Origin of the sequence: Bradyrhizobium sp. LHD-71 (genome assembly GCF_031157255.1) — a bacterium.
In the GTDB taxonomy this organism is placed as follows: Bacteria; Pseudomonadota; Alphaproteobacteria; order Rhizobiales; family Xanthobacteraceae; genus P52-10.
On record NZ_JAVIFX010000014.1, the window covers coordinates 59,145 to 74,714 of the forward strand.

The following is a 15,570-nucleotide window of genomic DNA, read 5'->3' on the forward strand; positions in this document are numbered from 1 at the left end:
CTACTGTGCCGGTGATCGCTACTGTGCCGGCGACAATGGCGGGAAGCTCATCCGCAGGCGGGCGCCGCCATGTGGTCCGTCGAGCGCGGCCACCTCGCCGCGATGCAGACGGACGATCTCGCGGACCAGGTTGAGGCCAAGCCCGGCGCCGTGATCACGCGGACGCAAGCGATAGAACGGCTCGAAGATCTGCTTGCGCTGGTCCGGTGGAATGCCGCCGCCCTGATCGCTGACGTCGATGCTGCCGGACGCGCTGACGCGGATGCTGATGGTGCCGTGGCGGTCGCCATGCTGGATTGCGTTCTGCACCAGATTGGTAAGGGCGCGTTCGAGCGATGCCTGATCGCCAAACACGTCGACACGCGCGGTCTCAGGCTCGAACGATATGTCATAGCCGGCGGCAATCGCGATCGGCGCAAGATCGGCGGCGACGCGGCGCCCGATCGCGACGAGATCGACGCGGTCGAAGCGGGGACTGCTCTGATCGAGGCGCTGAATGTCGAGCAACTGTTCGGCCAGAATCGCCAGCCGGCCGACATCTTCGAGCAGGCGGATCTTTTCTGCACTCTGCGGCAGCGCTTCAAGCCGCGTGTTCAGGATCGCAATCGGCGTGCGCAGTTCATGCGCGGCATTGGCGACGAACCGCTGGTGGCGGGAATAGCCCTCGTCGAGCCGAGCCAGCGCGTCGTTGACCGCGGTGACGAGTGGCGTGATCTCGGTCGGGACGCTCGCCACCGGCAGGCGCGTGCCGCGCTTGCCGAAGTCGATCTGCCGCGCCTGATCGGCCGCATCGTCGAGCCCGGCCAGCACGCGATGGACGACGATCGGTGTGGCGATCAAGGTGGCGAGGGTCATCAGCAGAACGCTTGGAAGAACGAAGCTCAGGAACAGCGTTGATGTCGCCCGCACCGCTTTGCTGGCTGACATGCTGCCTTGTGTTGCGGTCATGATCTGGACGTCGCCCGCGGCGCTTTCGACCCGTTTGAGCCGTGCAGCAGGTTTGCGCGGGTCGTCGTGCAGAAGCTGCCAGCCGAGCCGCGCCTGGCTGACCTGATCGAGGGCGTCGCCGATCCGCGCGAACTCCTGTGGGACCGTACCTTCCGACAGGGTGTGTCCCTGCGCGTCCCTGATCACGAACCAGAGGTCCGGCGCCTCCGCTCGCAACGCGGCAAGCTCCGGCGTCGCACGCAACGCAAGTCCGCCGGCGGGGCTGCGCTCGATGGCCTGTTGCAGCACGTCGATCGCCTGGTCTTCGTCGCGCTCGGCGAGCAGGCAACCGGTGGCCCACAGCGTGCCGACGACCAGCAGCGCGAGCGCAGCGAACATCGCTGCCTGCAGCGGCACCAGCCGCCGGACGAGTCCGGTCCCGAGACACGGCGCGTGTGGTGATGTCATTGTGCCTGTTTCAACAGATATCCGACGCCGCGGATGCCATGAATTTCAACGCCGGCCTGCACCTCGGCAAGCTTGCGCCGAAGCCGGGACACGTGCGTATCCAGCGCGTTCGACTGGATCTCGTCGTCGAAATTGTAGACTGCTTCTTCAAGCGACGATCGCAGCACCGTGCGCCCCATGCGCCGCAGTAGCGTCTCCAGCACGAGCAGCTCGCGACGCGGCAGCTCCAGCGTCCGTCCTTCGACGCTGGCCTCGCGGTGGGCGCAATCGAAGGCGAGGCGGCCGACCCGCAGCAGGTCGCACTGCAAGCCGGCGGGCCGACGCAGGACGGCGCGCAATCGCGCCAGCAATTCCTCGACGGCGAAGGGTTTCGCAAGATAATCGTCCGCGCCGTGGTCGAGCCCGGCGATCCGATCGGCCAGTTCGCCGCGTGCCGTCAGGACGATGATCGGAATGCCGTCGGCTCTCGCCCGAAGCTTTGGAATGAGGCCGAGGCCGTCACCATCCGGCAACTGACGGTCGAGCAGCACGGCCCGGTGAACATCCGCTGAAATCGCTTCTTCGGCCTGGGCGAGCGTCAGCACATGGTCCACGACCATGTCGTAGCCCTTCAAGGCCCCGGACAAGGCCCCGGCCATCTCCGGTTCATCCTCCACCAGCAGGATACGCATGCAGCCCACTCAATGATGATCAATGCCGATCCTTAGAGACCGTACATTGCGGCTGCATTGCGGAGCGTGCCTGGAGCGGCCAACCACGATGCCGTGACGGCCGGTCGGAATTTAGCAGAAAGCCTCCAATTCCGACCAGCGCAAGCCCAGCCTCACTCGGTCAGGCGGTCCGGGAGCATGATGACGTCGACGGTCAAGCCGCCGGGATTCCAAACGTGGGTGATGCTGCCGCCAAACTGGTCCTTGACCGTTTGCCGGGCGAGCAGGCTGCCGAACCCCTCGCTTGCCGGCGCGCCGGCGAGTGGCGGGCCGCCTTGCTCCGTCCAGGTCAGCCGCAGTCCCTCGGGCTGAACGGACCAGTCGACACGGATACGGCCGGCTGAAGAGGACAGGGCACCGTATTTGGCCGCGTTGGTTGCAAGTTCGTGCAGCACAAGTGCAAGGCTCCTCGCCGCGCGCCCGCCGAGTTGCACATCGGGCCCCGCGGCCGTGACGCGATCTGCGTCCTCCGCGCCATCGAGGTGTGGCGCGACAATAGCGCGCAGGAGAACGCCAAGCGTCGTCGCCCGGTGGGACGCCGGACTTTGCCCGGAAAGGTCAGGCAGCGTGAGATCGTGGGCGCTCGCCAGCGCTTGCAGCCGCCCCTGGACCGCGATGGCCAGGTCCTCCGGCGTTCGGGCTGATCGCTTGCTGAGGGAGACCATGCCACTGGTGAGCGTGAACATGTTTTTCACGCGATGGTTCATCTCTCGCAGCAGCAGCTCCTTCTGCTGCTCGGCGAGCCGGTATTCGGTCATATCCCTGGCGATCTTGGATGCACCGGTCACCCGGCCGGTGGCGTCCCTGACCGGCGACACGCTCAACGATACGTGGACGAGGCTGCCGTCCTTGCGCCGACGGATCGTTTCATAGATCTCGACGCGCTCGCCGCGCGAGATGCGCTCGATGATCGCGGGCTCTTCATCGCTCCGGTCCTCGGGGATGAGGATGTTGATCGGCCGTCCGATCACCTCTTCAGCGCTATAGCCGAAAAGCCGCTCGGCGCCGCGATTCCAGCTGGAAATGATACCCTTGAGGTTCTTGCTGACGATGGCATCGTTGGAGCTCTCGACGATGGCAGCCAGCCGCGCCGCGGCCTCCTGGTCGTGCTTGATCTCGGTGAGGTCGACCAGCATGTTGATCGCGCCCACCAAGCGACCCGAAGCGTCGAATATCGGTGACGGGAAGGGCATGAAGGGCACTCGCGTGCCGTCCGGCCGCTCCGCCACTGCCTCGATGCCTCTGATCGGCCGCCGCTCTTTCAGCGCCAGCGCCATCGGACACTGGTCGTGCGGCAGCGGTGTGCCGTCCGGCCAGTACAGCTTCCAGGTGACACACCATGTATCGACGCCGATCTCGGGCACACGGCCTGAAAGCTCGACCGCGGCCTTGTTGAACATGGTGATGCGTCCGTCGGCATCGGTCATGTAGATGGCGGCCGGCAGCGCTTCGAGCAGATCCGCCGCTGACGGTTCGCCAGCGTGTGATGTTGCAGGCGCTCCAACGCTTGTGAAAAGAATAGGCTTGGCGCGTGCCGCGGGCCTCGACCGCGCTTCCGACTGTCGTTCGCGATCGAGAGCGGCGTTGGTATCGTGATCCGCGCGGGCCTGGACGTTGCTTGCGACACCCATCGTCCGCATGCAGGTGATCGCGCCGACGATCTCTCCAGCACTGTCCCTGAGGGCGTCGATATCCAAAGAAGCGAGAATGCGGGACCCGTCCGGCCGCTCGATCAGCAGCTCCCGACCGCGCACGGAATTTCCGCTCCGCAATGTCTCTGCCACCGGGTATTCCGAATGAGGCAAGAGGATACCGTCCGAACGGTACAGCCGTAGTGATCCGCAGAAGCGCTGCGTGGGATCGCGCGGGGTCGGCGCGCGACCCCACAGTTCAGCAGCATGGCGATTGTAATGGATGATCGCTCCGTCACCTGCGCAAACGTAGCCGGCGACCGGCAGGACATTCAGTGCGTCGCTGGCCGTGACAAGGATCGGGTCGTCGAGCAGCTTGCTGAACGGCGGCTCGCCCGCGGCCTCCGTGAGTGGTGTCATGCTGGTCCTCGACCGTTCGTGCTGTCCACTGTCCCACCCATGTGACGACAGTGGTCCTGAAGGATAGTCGAACCGGCGGGGAGGTGCACGTCCTGCCAGGTGCGAACGCGACCTTCTCGCCTGAATTCCTCCGCTTGCGCGGCGGTCCCCTTTAAGTAACCCGAAAACCGCGCGCGAAGTGTGTAGGAGTGCACATTGGCTACGTGCATTGAAGAATATTTTCTGCACCATCGTCAGCTGTCTGCAGCGAGTGCTGATAACGACAGCACGGGCCGGTTGCACAGACGCTGCACGGGAAATCGGCAGGTGGACGGAGGCAATCGGAGATCGTGCTAAGGATGAGCTTCCCAAGCGGCGCATCACCCGTCTTCCCTCGACAGGATTCACCAGGAGCAAATGCCGACGCGGGACGGCTTTTCGAACGAAAAGCATGGGTGAGGGCGCAGCGTCAGGGCGCGCGGGGCGTTTGGGCAAAGTTGGAAAGAGCGGGTGGCGGAGAGGGAAGGGATTCGAACCCTCGATAGACGTGGAGCCTATGCCGCATCCGAAAACGCGGTGCAATCAGCCGCTCTGCCACCTCTCCGTCGACTTAAGACCTACAGGCGCCGAGCTTTACGATCAGTAAAACGGATGCAGCAAATTAACCCAAAATCGGCGACGCTCTTGCAAGGTCCGGCAGCGTTATGGTGGAGGTAGGGCGACGAAACGGACGCGCCATGCCGCAGATCGTGCCACAACCGAAGCTCCGCGCCGATGAGCGGGCCAACCTGAGCCTCTGGATTGCCGGCGGACTGCTGGCGTACGTGGCCCTGGGCTTTCTGTGCGCACAGTGGACGCACGGCAAGTATCTGCCGGTGGCCATGTTCGCCGCTGGCCCCTTGCTGATGGCGTTGCTGGCGGTCGCCGCCTTTGCCGCGTTTCAGCTCGCGGTGTTCTTTGTGGAGCTGCGCAGCGGCTATACCAAGGATTGACACGGCCGGGTTCGCACCGGCCGTGCTCTAAGCGCGGACTGCGCCATCGCCCCAATCGCCCTGACCGTCATCAATGACTGTTGATCCGGTCGTCGGTCTGCGAATGGGCGCCGCCCGGATGCGAAATTCCAGCCAGCGCCTGTCCGACCTTTTGCATCATCGGCGAGCCTTCCTCCGACACGGCGAGATCGCCGAGCGTCAGGATGCCGACCATTCGCTTCGCACGGCTAAGTACCGGCAGCCGCCGAATCTGCTTGTTCGCCATGTTGTCGGCGACGGCGGCGACCTCTTCGTCCTCGAAGCAGTAGCAGACCTGCGACGACATGACCTCACGCACCGGCGTGTCCGCGCTCTTCCCGAGCGCCACGGCGCGCACGGCAATATCCCGGTCCGTGATCATTCCGACCAGCCGGTCGTTCTCGCCGACCGGCAATGCACCGACGTCCATGTCGCACATGCACTGTGCGGCTTTCTGGATCGGCTGGCCGGGATCGATGACCTCGACATGCCGCGTCATCACTTCGCTCACCCGCATCGGTAACACTCCTCTGAAATTGTGGAACCACGCACAGCAGGGATGCGCACGAAAGCGACGAACAAGTTCGTCCTTTAGTTCCTCAGCGATTGGCGCCACCGCCGGATTTAATTTCCGAGGCGCTTGCTAGCGGTCGGTGACCGCCGGTGCATTCGCCGTCCGGGGGATTTGATTGACCGGCCCGGTGAAATGGAAGCCGAGCGCGAGCGTCAGCAGGATGACTGCCAATCCAAGCAGCACGCCTGTGCCGATTCTGGCGTCCGGTCGATGCAGCTGTTTCATGCGGCCTCGCAGCCTCGGCTGCCTTTGCGGGACAAGCGCGGAAGCCGCCGGTCCGTTCCGCGAGCTCGGTCGGAACGCGGCGGAACGAGGATGTTCGTTCCGCATTGGATTGCTGGAGGGCTCACCCTTACAGCGAGGCGAGAATGCCGGTTTCCGCTGCGCGCGCGAAGATGGTCGAGCGACAGCTCAGCCGGCGCGGCATTCGCGACGAAGGCGTTCTGCGGGCGATGCGCGACGTGCCACGCGAGGACTACGTCGAACCCGGCATGGAAGAATTCGCGTTCGACGATTCGCCGTTGCCGATCGGCGAGGGCCAGACGATCTCGCAGCCCTATATCGTCGCGTTCATGGCGGAAGCCGCGGCGCTGTCGCCGGGCGACAGGGTGCTGGAGGTCGGCACCGGATCGGGCTACGCGGCCGCGGTGTTCAGCCGGCTGGCGAAGGCCGTCTACACCGTCGAGCGTTACCCCTCGCTTGCGGACGCAGCGAAGCAGCGCCTCGCACGCGCCGGCATCGGCAACGTCTTCGTGCAGTTCGGTGACGGCACGCTCGGCTGGGCTGATGCTGCGCCGTTCGACGCCATCATTGTCGCAGCCGGCGCTCCCGAAGTGCCGGCCGCGTTGAAGCAGCAGCTGGCGATTGGCGGCCGTCTGATCATTCCGGTCGGCGCGTCCGGGGAGAGCCAATCTCTCTTGAAGGTCACGCACGTCACGGAAGCCCTTTACGAGACTGAAGAGCTTGCACCGGTCAGGTTCGTGCCGCTGGTCGGTGCCCAGGGCTGGACCGAAGACGGGCGCCGCGCGGCCGCGCCCCATGTGCCTGCCCAGATGAGCTGCCTGACCTTGCCGCAGACCATCGCAAGAGCCGCCGAGCCGCTACCGGATTTCGACGATCCCGCCTTCGGCGCGCTGTTCGACCGGTTTGCCTCCAGGCGTGTCGTGCTGCTTGGCGAGGCGAGCCACGGTACCTCGGAGTTCTATCGCGCCCGGGACGCCATTACGCGACGGTTGATTGCGCAGCACGGCTTTTCGATCGTCGCGGTGGAGGCCGATTGGCCGGACGCCGCCGCGATCGATCGCTACGTGCGCCTGCGGCCTGACAGGCACGGCGATGGCGCGCCGTTTCAGCGCTTCCCGACCTGGATGTGGCGCAACACTGACGTCGCAGCCTTCGTCGTCTGGCTGCGGCGACACAACGAGACCGTGCCGCAAGACCGGCGCGCCGGCTTTTTTGGACTGGATATCTACAACATGCGCAGCTCGATCGCGGCCGTGCTCGCCTATCTCGACCGGGTCGATCCTGACGCGGCCACGATCGCACGCGAACGCTATGGCTGCCTGACGCCCTGGCAGAAGGAGCCGTCCATCTACGGCCGCGCGGTGCTGACCGAGGGCTACAAGACATGCGAGGGCGCGGTCGTGCGCCAGTGCAGGGATATTCTTGCGAAGCAGCTCGACTACACGCGGGACGACGGCGATCGTTTTCTCGACGCCGCGCAGAATGCGCGGCTGATCGCGTCCGCGGAGCGCTACTACCGCATCATGTATTACGGCGGCGCCGAATCCTGGAATTTGCGCGACACGCATATGTTCGAAACGCTCGAGCATCTGCTGCGTGCAAAGGGAGACGAGGCGAAGGCGGTCGTCTGGGCGCACAACTCGCACATCGGCGACGCGCGACATACCGAAATGGGTTCGGTGCGGTCCGAACTGAATATCGGACAGCTCTGCCGCGAACGGTTCGGCGCCGATGCAGCCCTCATCGGCTTCAGCACTCACACCGGCACCGTGGCTGCGGCGGCCGACTGGGACGGTCCGATGGAGACGATGCAGGTCCAGCCCTCGCGTCGCGACAGCTTCGAGCGCGCCTTCCACGACTCGGATGCGCGGCGATCGCTTGTCGATTTCAGCCGTGACGCGGCGTTGCGCGAGCTGTTGCGCGAACCGAGGCTCGAGCGCTTCATCGGCGTGATCTACCGACCCGACAGCGAGCTGATGAGTCACTATGCGGAAGCGTCGCTCTCGCAGCAGTTCGATGCGATGGTCTGGTTCGATGAGACGCAGGCGGTCGAGCCGTTGAGCCGTTCGCGGGGCCAGCAAGGAGTGCCCGACACCTATCCGTTCGGCCTCTGATCAGGGATTTCCGGCGCGGGCGGGTGGGGCGGCGTCTCGGCGGGTTGAGCGGGACGGGCAGGCTGATCGGGTACGGGATGGACCTCCGGCGGACCATGCGGCGGCACACCCGGCGGCGGTTGCGACGGCTGCGGATCGGCAGGGCGCGGAACTTCGGGTGGCGTTCCACCGGGAGGTTCGGTCGGTCCCATGGATCAGTCCGCACGTGTGTAGATGACGAAGTAGGCCGCCGTCATTGCGCCGACGACCAGCATCAAAGCGAGTGCGATCAGCAGTCCATTCGGAAACTCGGTCATCGACATCTTCCTCGACAAGAAGGACGGCTGCATCGAGGTGGTGATGAAGCCGGAACTGCCGCAATAGCGCGAGCCACGTCGCTGCCGCGCGTCATGCCGCTGCGTGCTTTGCCCTGCGCTTGGCGTGTCGTGCGTCTCGATGCCTCTGCGCCGCGTTTTCCTGCGCTTCCTTGGCGCGGCGCTCGCATTTTTCGCGCAGCTCCTCGAGCTCTTCCTCCGTCAGGTGTTCGATGCCGATGAAGGAATTGCCGACCGTGCCGTTGCGGATGATCTCGTCGAGCTTGACCTGGATCGCTGCGCTGTCGCGGTTCTGAGAGCTCTGGATCAGGAAGACCATCAGAAAAGTGACGACGGTTGTCCCGGTATTGATGACGAGCTGCCAGGTGTCGGAGAATCCAAACAGCGGACCAGAGATGGCCCAGACGATCACGACCCCCGCGGCGAGCGCAAAAGTGACGGCCCGGCCGGCGGCATGTGATGCAGCGTTCGCAAGATGAGCGAACGCTTGTGAGGTGCGGCTTGCTTGCATGCGTTCAGAACGCCGCGCCGGCTGTCGCGGTTCCTCTCGCGGGGAGATGTCAGGTCCGCCCTGCGTCGACGGTATCCCTGACATTCTGAACGGCCTCAGCGCCGGTCTGGCGAAGCTGATCGACAGCGTCGCTGGCTGCAGCACGGAATTCCTGACCGGCGTCGCCGGCTGCGCCCTGAGCGGCTTCCGCCACGCGTGCGGCCCGGTCCTTGACCGCATCTTTCACGCTGTCGCTGGCCGAACCGGCCCACTGGTTCTCAAAATCGGTGCTGGCGAGCGCGCTGGCGACACCAGCACCAATCACGAGTCCGATCGCACCGAGCACGAGCGGCTGTGTTTCAAACAGCTCGTTCAGCGTCGATTGCGCGCCGGCATATCCCTTGCGAAGGCTGGGCAGGGGATTTGGTGCTGCGCGAACCGTCTCGGCTCCGCGTTGGAACGCATCGTTGGCGCTGCTCACCGCGTCGCCCATGTGATCCTTCACCGCTGCAGCTTGCTCCGAGACCGCTGACATGCCGCGGGATGCGGCGTCGCTCGCCTTCTGGCTCGCAGACCGTGCAGCTTCCATTGCGGCTTCGCTGGCGCGCGTGCTGGTGTCTTTCATGGTCTCCGCGGCGTTCGACGCGCCGCGCATCCCGGCATCTGCCACCGACCTGGCCGCCGAGCTGACGCCATCGGCTGCGCTGCGCCTGCCGAACATGAGCCATAAGGCGCCGCCGCCGATCAGCGCCGCGGCGAGCGGGTTGTCCCGCGCGGCCTGCCTCAGGCTTGAAACGAAAGTGTCGGTTTGCTGATTCATCGCACAAATCCTTGCACGGTCGCCTTGTCCCGCTCGAGCTGGCCGAGGGTTTCCGAAGGCTTCAACTTTTCGGGTTTCAGTCGTTGCATCCCGACCAATGCGAAGATTGCAGCCAGCACCACGGCCGCGAGTGCGGAGATCAGGTAGGCAACCGGCTCCGACCACCCGCCTTCGACCAGCGCCGCCGAAAGTGCAAACAGCGCCATCATGATCGCGGGGATCACCAGGACCGCGGCGCCGAAGAGGAAGCCGCTCGCAACGCCGACGTGCTGCGCCTTTTCGCCGATCTCTGCCTTGGCGAGGTCGATCTCATTCTGAATCAGCGTCGAGAACTGCGACAGGGCGTCGCCCATCAGCGTGCTGATTGCACGAAGATCGGTCTTGTCGGTCATGGCTACGACCTCCGTGCGTCGTCTTGTTCGGAGGCGTCGCCCGACGTTGCGTCGGACGCCTGAGATCCGCCCCCTGAGGCCTTCAAGAACCGAACAGCAGCGAAGCCGGCAAGCACCGACAGGCCGAGGAAGGCGGCGGGCTGTCGCCGCGCAAATGACGTGACGCTGTCCACCACGTCGTTCATCGAGCCGTCGCGCATCTTGTCAGCCGCGCCATCCACGTAGCCCGCCGCTATTGCGATGGTTCGGGCGGCCATCGGGGTGTCCTGCTGGAATGCCTTTGCCGCACTACGCATGTTGTCGGCGAGGCGGTTGGCATAGTCGGCGCCCACATGCTGCTGCTTATCGAGCTGCCTCTTCACCTCGTCGACCGCGTCGCCGGCCGTCTCCTTGGCGGCCGCGCCGACCTGCTCCAGTTTCTCGCGCGCGGCATCGGAGGTCGCGCCGAGGGCGTCGGATGCCTGCTGCTTCGCGCCTTGACCCGCCTGCTGGAGCTTGTCGGTCAAGCTTTGCGACGCTGGGTTGCCGCCCTTGAAATGGGTATCGCTCATGTTCTGTCCTCGCTCTAACGGTGATCGGTTTGCGACGGATCGAACGCCGTCGTGATGGCTTCGTCGGTAACGGTCTTCAACTTTGCGGTGGCATTTTCCGTCGGACGTGAGCGATCCGCAGCATCGGCGATCGTCTGAGCCGCGGTCTCTGCCGCGTCCTTCACGTCATCCAATTTTTGCGAGGCGGCATCGGCACCGGTCTTGCGCCCCCTGTTGCTTGCCTGACCCATCGTGCTCCGCTCCGTCCTGGTGGACGGCAGCGAAGCTGCGATCAGCGCGCCGAGCGCAAGGCCAAGACCGGCAACGAGTGCAGGTCGGTCGCGCACGATCGTCTCAGCCGATGCGCGGGTGGTCTTGAACGACTCAGCCGCCTTCGTGCGGGTCGTATCGAGCGCAATCCTGGTCGTCTCGGAGGCCGTGTCCATCGTTGAACTCAGCGTCTGTTTGGCTGAACCCAGACTGTCCTTGGCGTGAGCGCTCAACTCTGCAGCGTGGTGCTTGGCGCTATGCGTCAACTGCGATGCTGCTTCACGCATTTCCGCGGCCTTGGCTCCCATCGTGTTGCGTGCATCGTCGGCTGCGTCTTCCGCCTGGCTCCTTGCGGACTGCCATCGTTCACGCGCAGCATCGGCCGCGTCGGTCAGCACATTGCCGCCGTCGGCGGTTTCCAGAGCCTCCGACAACTTGTCGGCGACTGCGCCGCGGACGCGGGGAGAGGTCAGCACCAGCCCGGCCCCGATCATCAGCAACGGCGCTGGCACGCTGCGTATCAATTTCAACGCGGGCACGGCGATTGCGGTGCCGGCCGCCAGGGTCTGCATCGGATTGTCCATCGCCTGCTGCTTCAGGCTGTCGAACCAGTTTCGACCCTTGGCGGTGACATAATCGGAGACGCCCGCCTTGATGTGGTCGGGCGACACCTTTTGCCGGAGATCGGTAGCGGTGTCGTTGATCCTGGTTCGCAGGATCTCCACGGTCTGCGAAAGCTCAGCGCGCGTCCGCTCAGACTCCCGCCGCAGCTCAGCAACCGATCGGTTGTGGTTGTGCGCCATCGGATTCGCCCTTTTCGACAATTCTTGTCGGTCTCGAACGTGCGATGAGGCGGCTTGGTTCCTCCCACATGGGGATGACAAACAGGCACACTAATCCGGCCTGGCCTGCGGTTTGGCACTGTCCGGTTTGATGGCACGCAACGCGTCGATCACGCCGTCGAGCGTGGTGACCGTCGTTTCCGGTCGGGATCTGTGGTCAGGGGCGACATGGCTGCCCAGCGCGACGATGATCAGGGGCTGCTTCGCACCCGTCCGCCGCAGCCGTCGAACGGTGTACCGCTGGACCGATTCACGCAGCGGCGAGACCTGACAGACGCAGACGGCTACCGCGTTGCCGAAATCCGCCAGCGACGGCGCGCTTTGTTTGGGAACCTCGGCCTTGAAGCCTTCGCGGGCAGCGATAAAGGCGACAATCAGCGCTGCAGCCCGATCAAGCCGGCCTCGCCCCGGCAATGCTGCGATGCTGCGCGGGTGATCGCGCCCCGACAGCCGCACGATGTTTGTCGACGCGTCCTTGTCTGAGGCGAGAGGAGCTTTCGGTTCCCGCTCGGTATCGGTTTCCTCAAGCTCTGTCAGGTCGTCGATGATCTCGTCGACGCAGTGGTTGATATCCGCAACTCGATCCGAGTCCAGCCGCCCGCGGTCGAGATCGGCCTGCGCCAGTTTCAGTGCGCCGAGCAGGACGTCATTGCAATAATCGAACACGCTTATTTTCTTCAGCGCGCGAGCCGCATGATCGGCCGCCTCCACCGGATCGCCGGCGAGCATGCGCTGATAGAGGACCTGCTGCGGCGTGAGAGGCGGCTGGTCGCCGAACATGATGTCGATGAATTTCAGACGCTCGACGTGGCGCGACAGCACGACGACGCACAGTGTCAGCGGCGTGGAAACCAAAAGCCCGATCGGGCCCCATAGCCAGGTCCAGAACACCGCCGACAGCACGACCGCGACCGGCGAAAGGCCGGTCCGGTGGCCGTAGGCCAGCGGCTCGGCCACCTGTGCGGTGAAGGGCTCAACCACGGCGAACAGCAGGACGGTCCACAGCACCATCGACCAGTCGGGGCCGACGGCCGCGGCAAGCGTGATCGGCAGCAGCGCGCAGAGGATCGCTCCGACGTAGGGGACGAAGCGCAGGACCATCGCCAGGAGCCCCCACAGCGGCGCGTTCGGCACGCCGATCAGTGTGAGACCGAGGCCGATCACGAATCCGAACGCCGCGTTCAGCAGAAGCTGCATGGCAAACAATCGCTGCAAACGGTGTCCGGCGTCGTTCAGCGCCGCCGTCGTCCGCTCGATGTCGTGCGAGCCGGCAAGGCGAATGATCCTGTTTCGCAAATCTTCGCGCTGAAACAGGAAGAACGTCGCGAACAGCAGCACGATGCCGGTCGTGGTGAGCGGTGAGACCAGTGGCGAGAACAGGCTGACCAGACGCTCGGACACACTCGGCGGCGGCTGATGGATCTCGACCGGCAGCGGCCTCTGCTCCTTCTGCGGGTTCGCTTCGCCCGGTGCGACCGTGATGGTCGTCGAGCGGGGCCGGTCAAGCTCCTTGTCCAGGTCGCTCAGAAGATCCGCCAGATTCCGGAACACGCCCGGCCCGACGAAGTTGTCGCGAAGATGCTGCACCTTCTCGCGCAGGGTCGCCTGATAGCGCGGCAGCTCGCCCGCGAGCTGGTTGACTTGGCTCGCGACCATTGAACCAAGGCTCAGAATGATCATGATGGCGACCAGCGCCGCGGCAATGACCGCGACGGTACGCGGCACGCGCCAGCGCTGCAGCAAAGTGACGATCGGCGTCAGCACGAAGGTGAGCAGGACCGCGAGCACCACCGGGATGAGGATCTCGCGGGCAAGATAAAACGCAGCGACGATGATTGCGCCCGCGAGCAGGTTGATGAAGGCTGGTCCGCCAGCTACGACCACGTCCGTTCACCTCCCGGCGTACCGAAAACCTTTGATGTTGTCGCCGTGTGGGTAACCCGGCGGCGCGGGCGAAGGTTCCTCGGCGCCGACCCTGATCCCGCCCGGGCTCACGCGAGCCGACTGCAGCATCGCGGGACCGGTTCTGGTGTGGTGTCTGATGCGAGACTAACGCCGCTCAAGTTGTACGATGACCAGACAACCATGCGGGACGCGCCGGCGGCGAAGGTGGGCGGGCAAACGGAGAGGGGAGGAGCAGGCAGCAGCAGGCAGCCAGAGAGGGGGGATCGGCGACAGCGCTTCGATCGGAAATCGGTGGCCGGTTGCCGCTGCGTCGACCGGCAAGAGATTTATCTTTGATGACACCTTTATGTTTTATGTGGCAGGCGGCGCGCCTGAAACGTGTGCACGACGGACGCGAAGCGGCCCGCCCAAATTCGGCCGCAGAGGCAGGGAAGTTTTGGGACAGTCGTGATTTGTTGGGCATGAGCTGATCCGAAAGCGAAGATCCACTTTCGGAATTTCATCGACCGCTCTATCCTACGACAAACCAGCAAGGTGCGCCCCCCGATGAAGAACGGACTTGTCTCGCCCCCCGGTTTGGCAGTGATGGGCACTGCGATCGTGCTTGGAGGCTTTGTTGCTCCGCTGCTTGCCTTCCTGGGCGCCGCGTTCATCGGCGGCGCCGTGAGTGCCCGTATCGAGGATCGGCGACGTCGGCTCCTTCCCGTGCCGGTGACCGTAAACGTCAGGCGCCGCGCGTTCTGACATTCGCTGACATTATTGGCCTGCGGCAGGCGATGGCGTCCGGCGTGCGACAGCGCCGGCTTTGCGATTCGCGCTGTTTCCCGATCCGTGCCGTTTCCCGATTCGTGCCGTTTCCATGGCTGCCCGGTTTTTTCGGGACAGCCATTGCCTGCAGGGCATGGACCTGCAACCGCTGCTGATCGTAACATTACCGCATGAAAAGCATTGCGATTCTGACGAGCGGCGGCGACGCGCCGGGCATGAATGCAGCCATTCGCGCCGCCACCCGCAGCGCCCTCGACCAGGGGATGGCCGTCTTCGGCGTGCGGCAGGGCTATCAGGGGCTGATCGAGGATCAGATCCGTCAGCTCAATGCGCGCGACGTCGGCGGCATCATCCATATGGGCGGCACGTTCCTGGGGAGCGCGCGATCCAAGGAGTTCCGCGAGGAGTCCGGCCGCTCCAAAGCATTGCGCAATCTTGCCCGGCACGGCATCGACGGTCTGGTGGTCATCGGCGGCAACGGCTCGCAGACCGGTGCCTATATGCTGAGCAAGCTCGGCTTCCCGGTGGTCGGCGTCGCATCGACGATCGACAACGATCTGTTCGGAACCAACGTCACGATCGGAAGCGATACCGCCGTCAATGTCACGCTCGAAGCGATCGATCACTTGCGGACGACGGGCTCGTCGCACAATCGGGCGTTCCTGGTCGAGACCATGGGCCGGGACTGCGGTTACCTTGCGATGATGGCCGGCCTTGCCGGCGGCGCGGAGGTGATCTCGACGCCCGAGTTCGAGGTTCCGGCGAGCGAGATTGCCGATCGGCTGCGCGCTGCCTATGAGCGCGGCAAGACGCACGCGATCGTCGTGATCGCCGAAGGCGTGAAGGACAATTCAGAGCGCATCCTCAGCTTTTTCGAGAAGGACAAGCGCATGGTCGGGTTTGAATTGCGCGCGACCGTGCTTGGTCACGTCGTGCGCGGGGCTCCGCCGACCGCGTTCGATCGCTTTCTGGCGACCCGCCTTGGCGTCGGCGCCATTGCCGCTCTCAGCAAGGGCCAGTCCGGCGTGCTCGTGGGCTATGAGAGCGGCGACGTCATCGCCACGCCGCTTGCCGAGGTAGCCGGGCGCACCAAGCCTATCGATACCGATCTGGTCGAACTCGCGCGCATCCTCGCGAAATAGCGCGAGCCGCGCTTCCAGCAT

The 15,570-nt window shown here is 64.8% G+C and carries 15 protein-coding genes and 1 tRNA gene; 4 read left to right on the forward strand and 12 right to left on the reverse strand.

Annotated elements, in window-relative coordinates:
• Positions 1-18: 18 nt before the first annotated feature.
• From RCO31_RS16740 to RCO31_RS16755, 4 genes are all read right to left on the reverse strand, one after another.
• The gene (locus RCO31_RS16740) at positions 19-1,395 is read right to left on the reverse strand and encodes a HAMP domain-containing sensor histidine kinase (protein WP_308969560.1); all 1,377 of its coding nucleotides are present in this window, start codon (positions 1,393-1,395) and stop codon (positions 19-21) included.
• A complete protein-coding gene (locus RCO31_RS16745) occupies positions 1,392-2,066 on the reverse strand; it encodes a response regulator transcription factor (RefSeq protein ID WP_308969561.1) in 675 nt (224 codons plus the stop codon). The genes RCO31_RS16740 and RCO31_RS16745 overlap by 4 nt, the downstream gene beginning before the upstream one ends.
• A 152-nt stretch (positions 2,067-2,218) precedes the next feature.
• Positions 2,219-4,156 carry a PAS domain S-box protein gene (locus RCO31_RS16750; protein ID WP_308969562.1) on the reverse strand — a complete coding sequence of 646 codons (1,938 nt, stop codon included), beginning with the start codon at positions 4,154-4,156 and terminating at the stop codon, positions 2,219-2,221.
• A 490-nt stretch (positions 4,157-4,646) separates the two neighbouring features.
• Positions 4,647-4,739, reverse strand: a tRNA-Glu gene (locus tag RCO31_RS16755).
• 133 nt (positions 4,740-4,872) lie between these two features.
• On the opposite strand from RCO31_RS16755, the gene RCO31_RS16760 reads away from it, so the two are divergent.
• A complete protein-coding gene (locus RCO31_RS16760) occupies positions 4,873-5,127 on the forward strand; it encodes a hypothetical protein (protein ID WP_308969563.1) in 255 nt (84 codons plus the stop codon).
• 70 nt (positions 5,128-5,197) lie between these two features.
• On the opposite strand, the gene RCO31_RS16765 is transcribed toward RCO31_RS16760, so the two are convergent.
• Together RCO31_RS16765 and RCO31_RS16770 are read right to left on the reverse strand one after the other, a co-directional pair.
• The gene (locus RCO31_RS16765) at positions 5,198-5,662 is read right to left on the reverse strand and encodes a CBS domain-containing protein (RefSeq protein WP_308969564.1); all 465 of its coding nucleotides are present in this window, start codon (positions 5,660-5,662) and stop codon (positions 5,198-5,200) included.
• Positions 5,663-5,788: 126 nt separating this feature from the next.
• The gene (locus tag RCO31_RS16770; protein ID WP_308969565.1) at positions 5,789-5,944 is read right to left on the reverse strand and encodes a hypothetical protein; all 156 of its coding nucleotides are present in this window, start codon (positions 5,942-5,944) and stop codon (positions 5,789-5,791) included.
• 143 nt (positions 5,945-6,087) lie between these two features.
• Between RCO31_RS16770 and RCO31_RS16775 the strand changes: the two genes are divergently transcribed.
• Positions 6,088-8,076, forward strand: coding sequence for a protein-L-isoaspartate(D-aspartate) O-methyltransferase (locus RCO31_RS16775; RefSeq protein ID WP_308969566.1), 1,989 nt, complete (start codon positions 6,088-6,090; stop codon positions 8,074-8,076).
• Between the two features lie 387 nt (positions 8,077-8,463).
• On the opposite strand, the gene RCO31_RS16780 is transcribed toward RCO31_RS16775, so the two are convergent.
• The 6 genes from RCO31_RS16780 to RCO31_RS16805 form a co-directional block, all read right to left on the reverse strand.
• A complete protein-coding gene (locus RCO31_RS16780; RefSeq protein ID WP_308969567.1) occupies positions 8,464-8,901 on the reverse strand; it encodes a low affinity iron permease family protein in 438 nt (145 codons plus the stop codon).
• Between the two features lie 49 nt (positions 8,902-8,950).
• A complete protein-coding gene (locus RCO31_RS16785; RefSeq protein ID WP_308969568.1) occupies positions 8,951-9,700 on the reverse strand; it encodes a hypothetical protein in 750 nt (249 codons plus the stop codon).
• Entirely contained in the window at positions 9,697-10,092 is a 396-nt protein-coding gene (locus RCO31_RS16790) for a phage holin family protein (protein WP_308969569.1), read from the reverse strand. The genes RCO31_RS16785 and RCO31_RS16790 overlap by 4 nt, the downstream gene beginning before the upstream one ends.
• Positions 10,093-10,094: 2 nt before the next feature.
• On the reverse strand, positions 10,095-10,643 hold the full coding sequence (locus RCO31_RS16795) for a hypothetical protein (RefSeq protein ID WP_308969570.1): 549 nt from the start codon (positions 10,641-10,643) through the stop codon (positions 10,095-10,097).
• Positions 10,644-10,657: 14 nt separating this feature from the next.
• A complete protein-coding gene (locus RCO31_RS16800; RefSeq protein ID WP_308969571.1) occupies positions 10,658-11,695 on the reverse strand; it encodes a DUF3618 domain-containing protein in 1,038 nt (345 codons plus the stop codon).
• Positions 11,696-11,785: 90 nt separating this feature from the next.
• Positions 11,786-13,618 (reverse strand): AI-2E family transporter, encoded by a 1,833-nt coding sequence (locus RCO31_RS16805; RefSeq protein ID WP_308969572.1) that lies wholly within the window; start codon positions 13,616-13,618, stop codon positions 11,786-11,788.
• A 567-nt stretch (positions 13,619-14,185) separates the two neighbouring features.
• On the opposite strand from RCO31_RS16805, the gene RCO31_RS16810 reads away from it, so the two are divergent.
• Together RCO31_RS16810 and RCO31_RS16815 are read left to right on the forward strand one after the other, a co-directional pair.
• Positions 14,186-14,383, forward strand: a complete 198-nt coding sequence (locus RCO31_RS16810) for a hypothetical protein (RefSeq protein ID WP_308969573.1) — start codon at positions 14,186-14,188, stop codon at positions 14,381-14,383.
• Between the two features lie 194 nt (positions 14,384-14,577).
• Entirely contained in the window at positions 14,578-15,549 is a 972-nt protein-coding gene (locus RCO31_RS16815) for an ATP-dependent 6-phosphofructokinase (protein WP_308969574.1), read from the forward strand.
• Positions 15,550-15,570 lie beyond the last annotated feature (21 nt).

What these genes read in the sequence shown, in the direction of transcription:
- RCO31_RS16815 (WP_308969574.1), top strand. Translation starts at nt 14,578, where the DNA reads ATGAAAAGCATTGCGATTCTGACGAGCGGCGGCGACGCGCCGGGCATG.
- RCO31_RS16780 (WP_308969567.1), bottom strand. Translation starts at nt 8,901, where the DNA reads ATGCAAGCAAGCCGCACCTCACAAGCGTTCGCTCATCTTGCGAACGCT.
- RCO31_RS16800 (WP_308969571.1), bottom strand. Translation starts at nt 11,695, where the DNA reads ATGGCGCACAACCACAACCGATCGGTTGCTGAGCTGCGGCGGGAGTCT.
- RCO31_RS16765 (WP_308969564.1), bottom strand. Translation starts at nt 5,662, where the DNA reads ATGCGGGTGAGCGAAGTGATGACGCGGCATGTCGAGGTCATCGATCCC.
- RCO31_RS16750 (WP_308969562.1), bottom strand. Translation starts at nt 4,156, where the DNA reads ATGACACCACTCACGGAGGCCGCGGGCGAGCCGCCGTTCAGCAAGCTG.
- RCO31_RS16795 (WP_308969570.1), bottom strand. Translation starts at nt 10,643, where the DNA reads ATGAGCGATACCCATTTCAAGGGCGGCAACCCAGCGTCGCAAAGCTTG.
- RCO31_RS16785 (WP_308969568.1), bottom strand. Translation starts at nt 9,700, where the DNA reads ATGAATCAGCAAACCGACACTTTCGTTTCAAGCCTGAGGCAGGCCGCG.
- RCO31_RS16790 (WP_308969569.1), bottom strand. Translation starts at nt 10,092, where the DNA reads ATGACCGACAAGACCGATCTTCGTGCAATCAGCACGCTGATGGGCGAC.
- RCO31_RS16775 (WP_308969566.1), top strand. Translation starts at nt 6,088, where the DNA reads ATGCCGGTTTCCGCTGCGCGCGCGAAGATGGTCGAGCGACAGCTCAGC.
- RCO31_RS16740 (WP_308969560.1), bottom strand. Translation starts at nt 1,395, where the DNA reads ATGACATCACCACACGCGCCGTGTCTCGGGACCGGACTCGTCCGGCGG.
- RCO31_RS16770 (WP_308969565.1), bottom strand. Translation starts at nt 5,944, where the DNA reads ATGAAACAGCTGCATCGACCGGACGCCAGAATCGGCACAGGCGTGCTG.
- RCO31_RS16745 (WP_308969561.1), bottom strand. Translation starts at nt 2,066, where the DNA reads ATGCGTATCCTGCTGGTGGAGGATGAACCGGAGATGGCCGGGGCCTTG.
- RCO31_RS16760 (WP_308969563.1), top strand. Translation starts at nt 4,873, where the DNA reads ATGCCGCAGATCGTGCCACAACCGAAGCTCCGCGCCGATGAGCGGGCC.
- RCO31_RS16810 (WP_308969573.1), top strand. Translation starts at nt 14,186, where the DNA reads ATGAAGAACGGACTTGTCTCGCCCCCCGGTTTGGCAGTGATGGGCACT.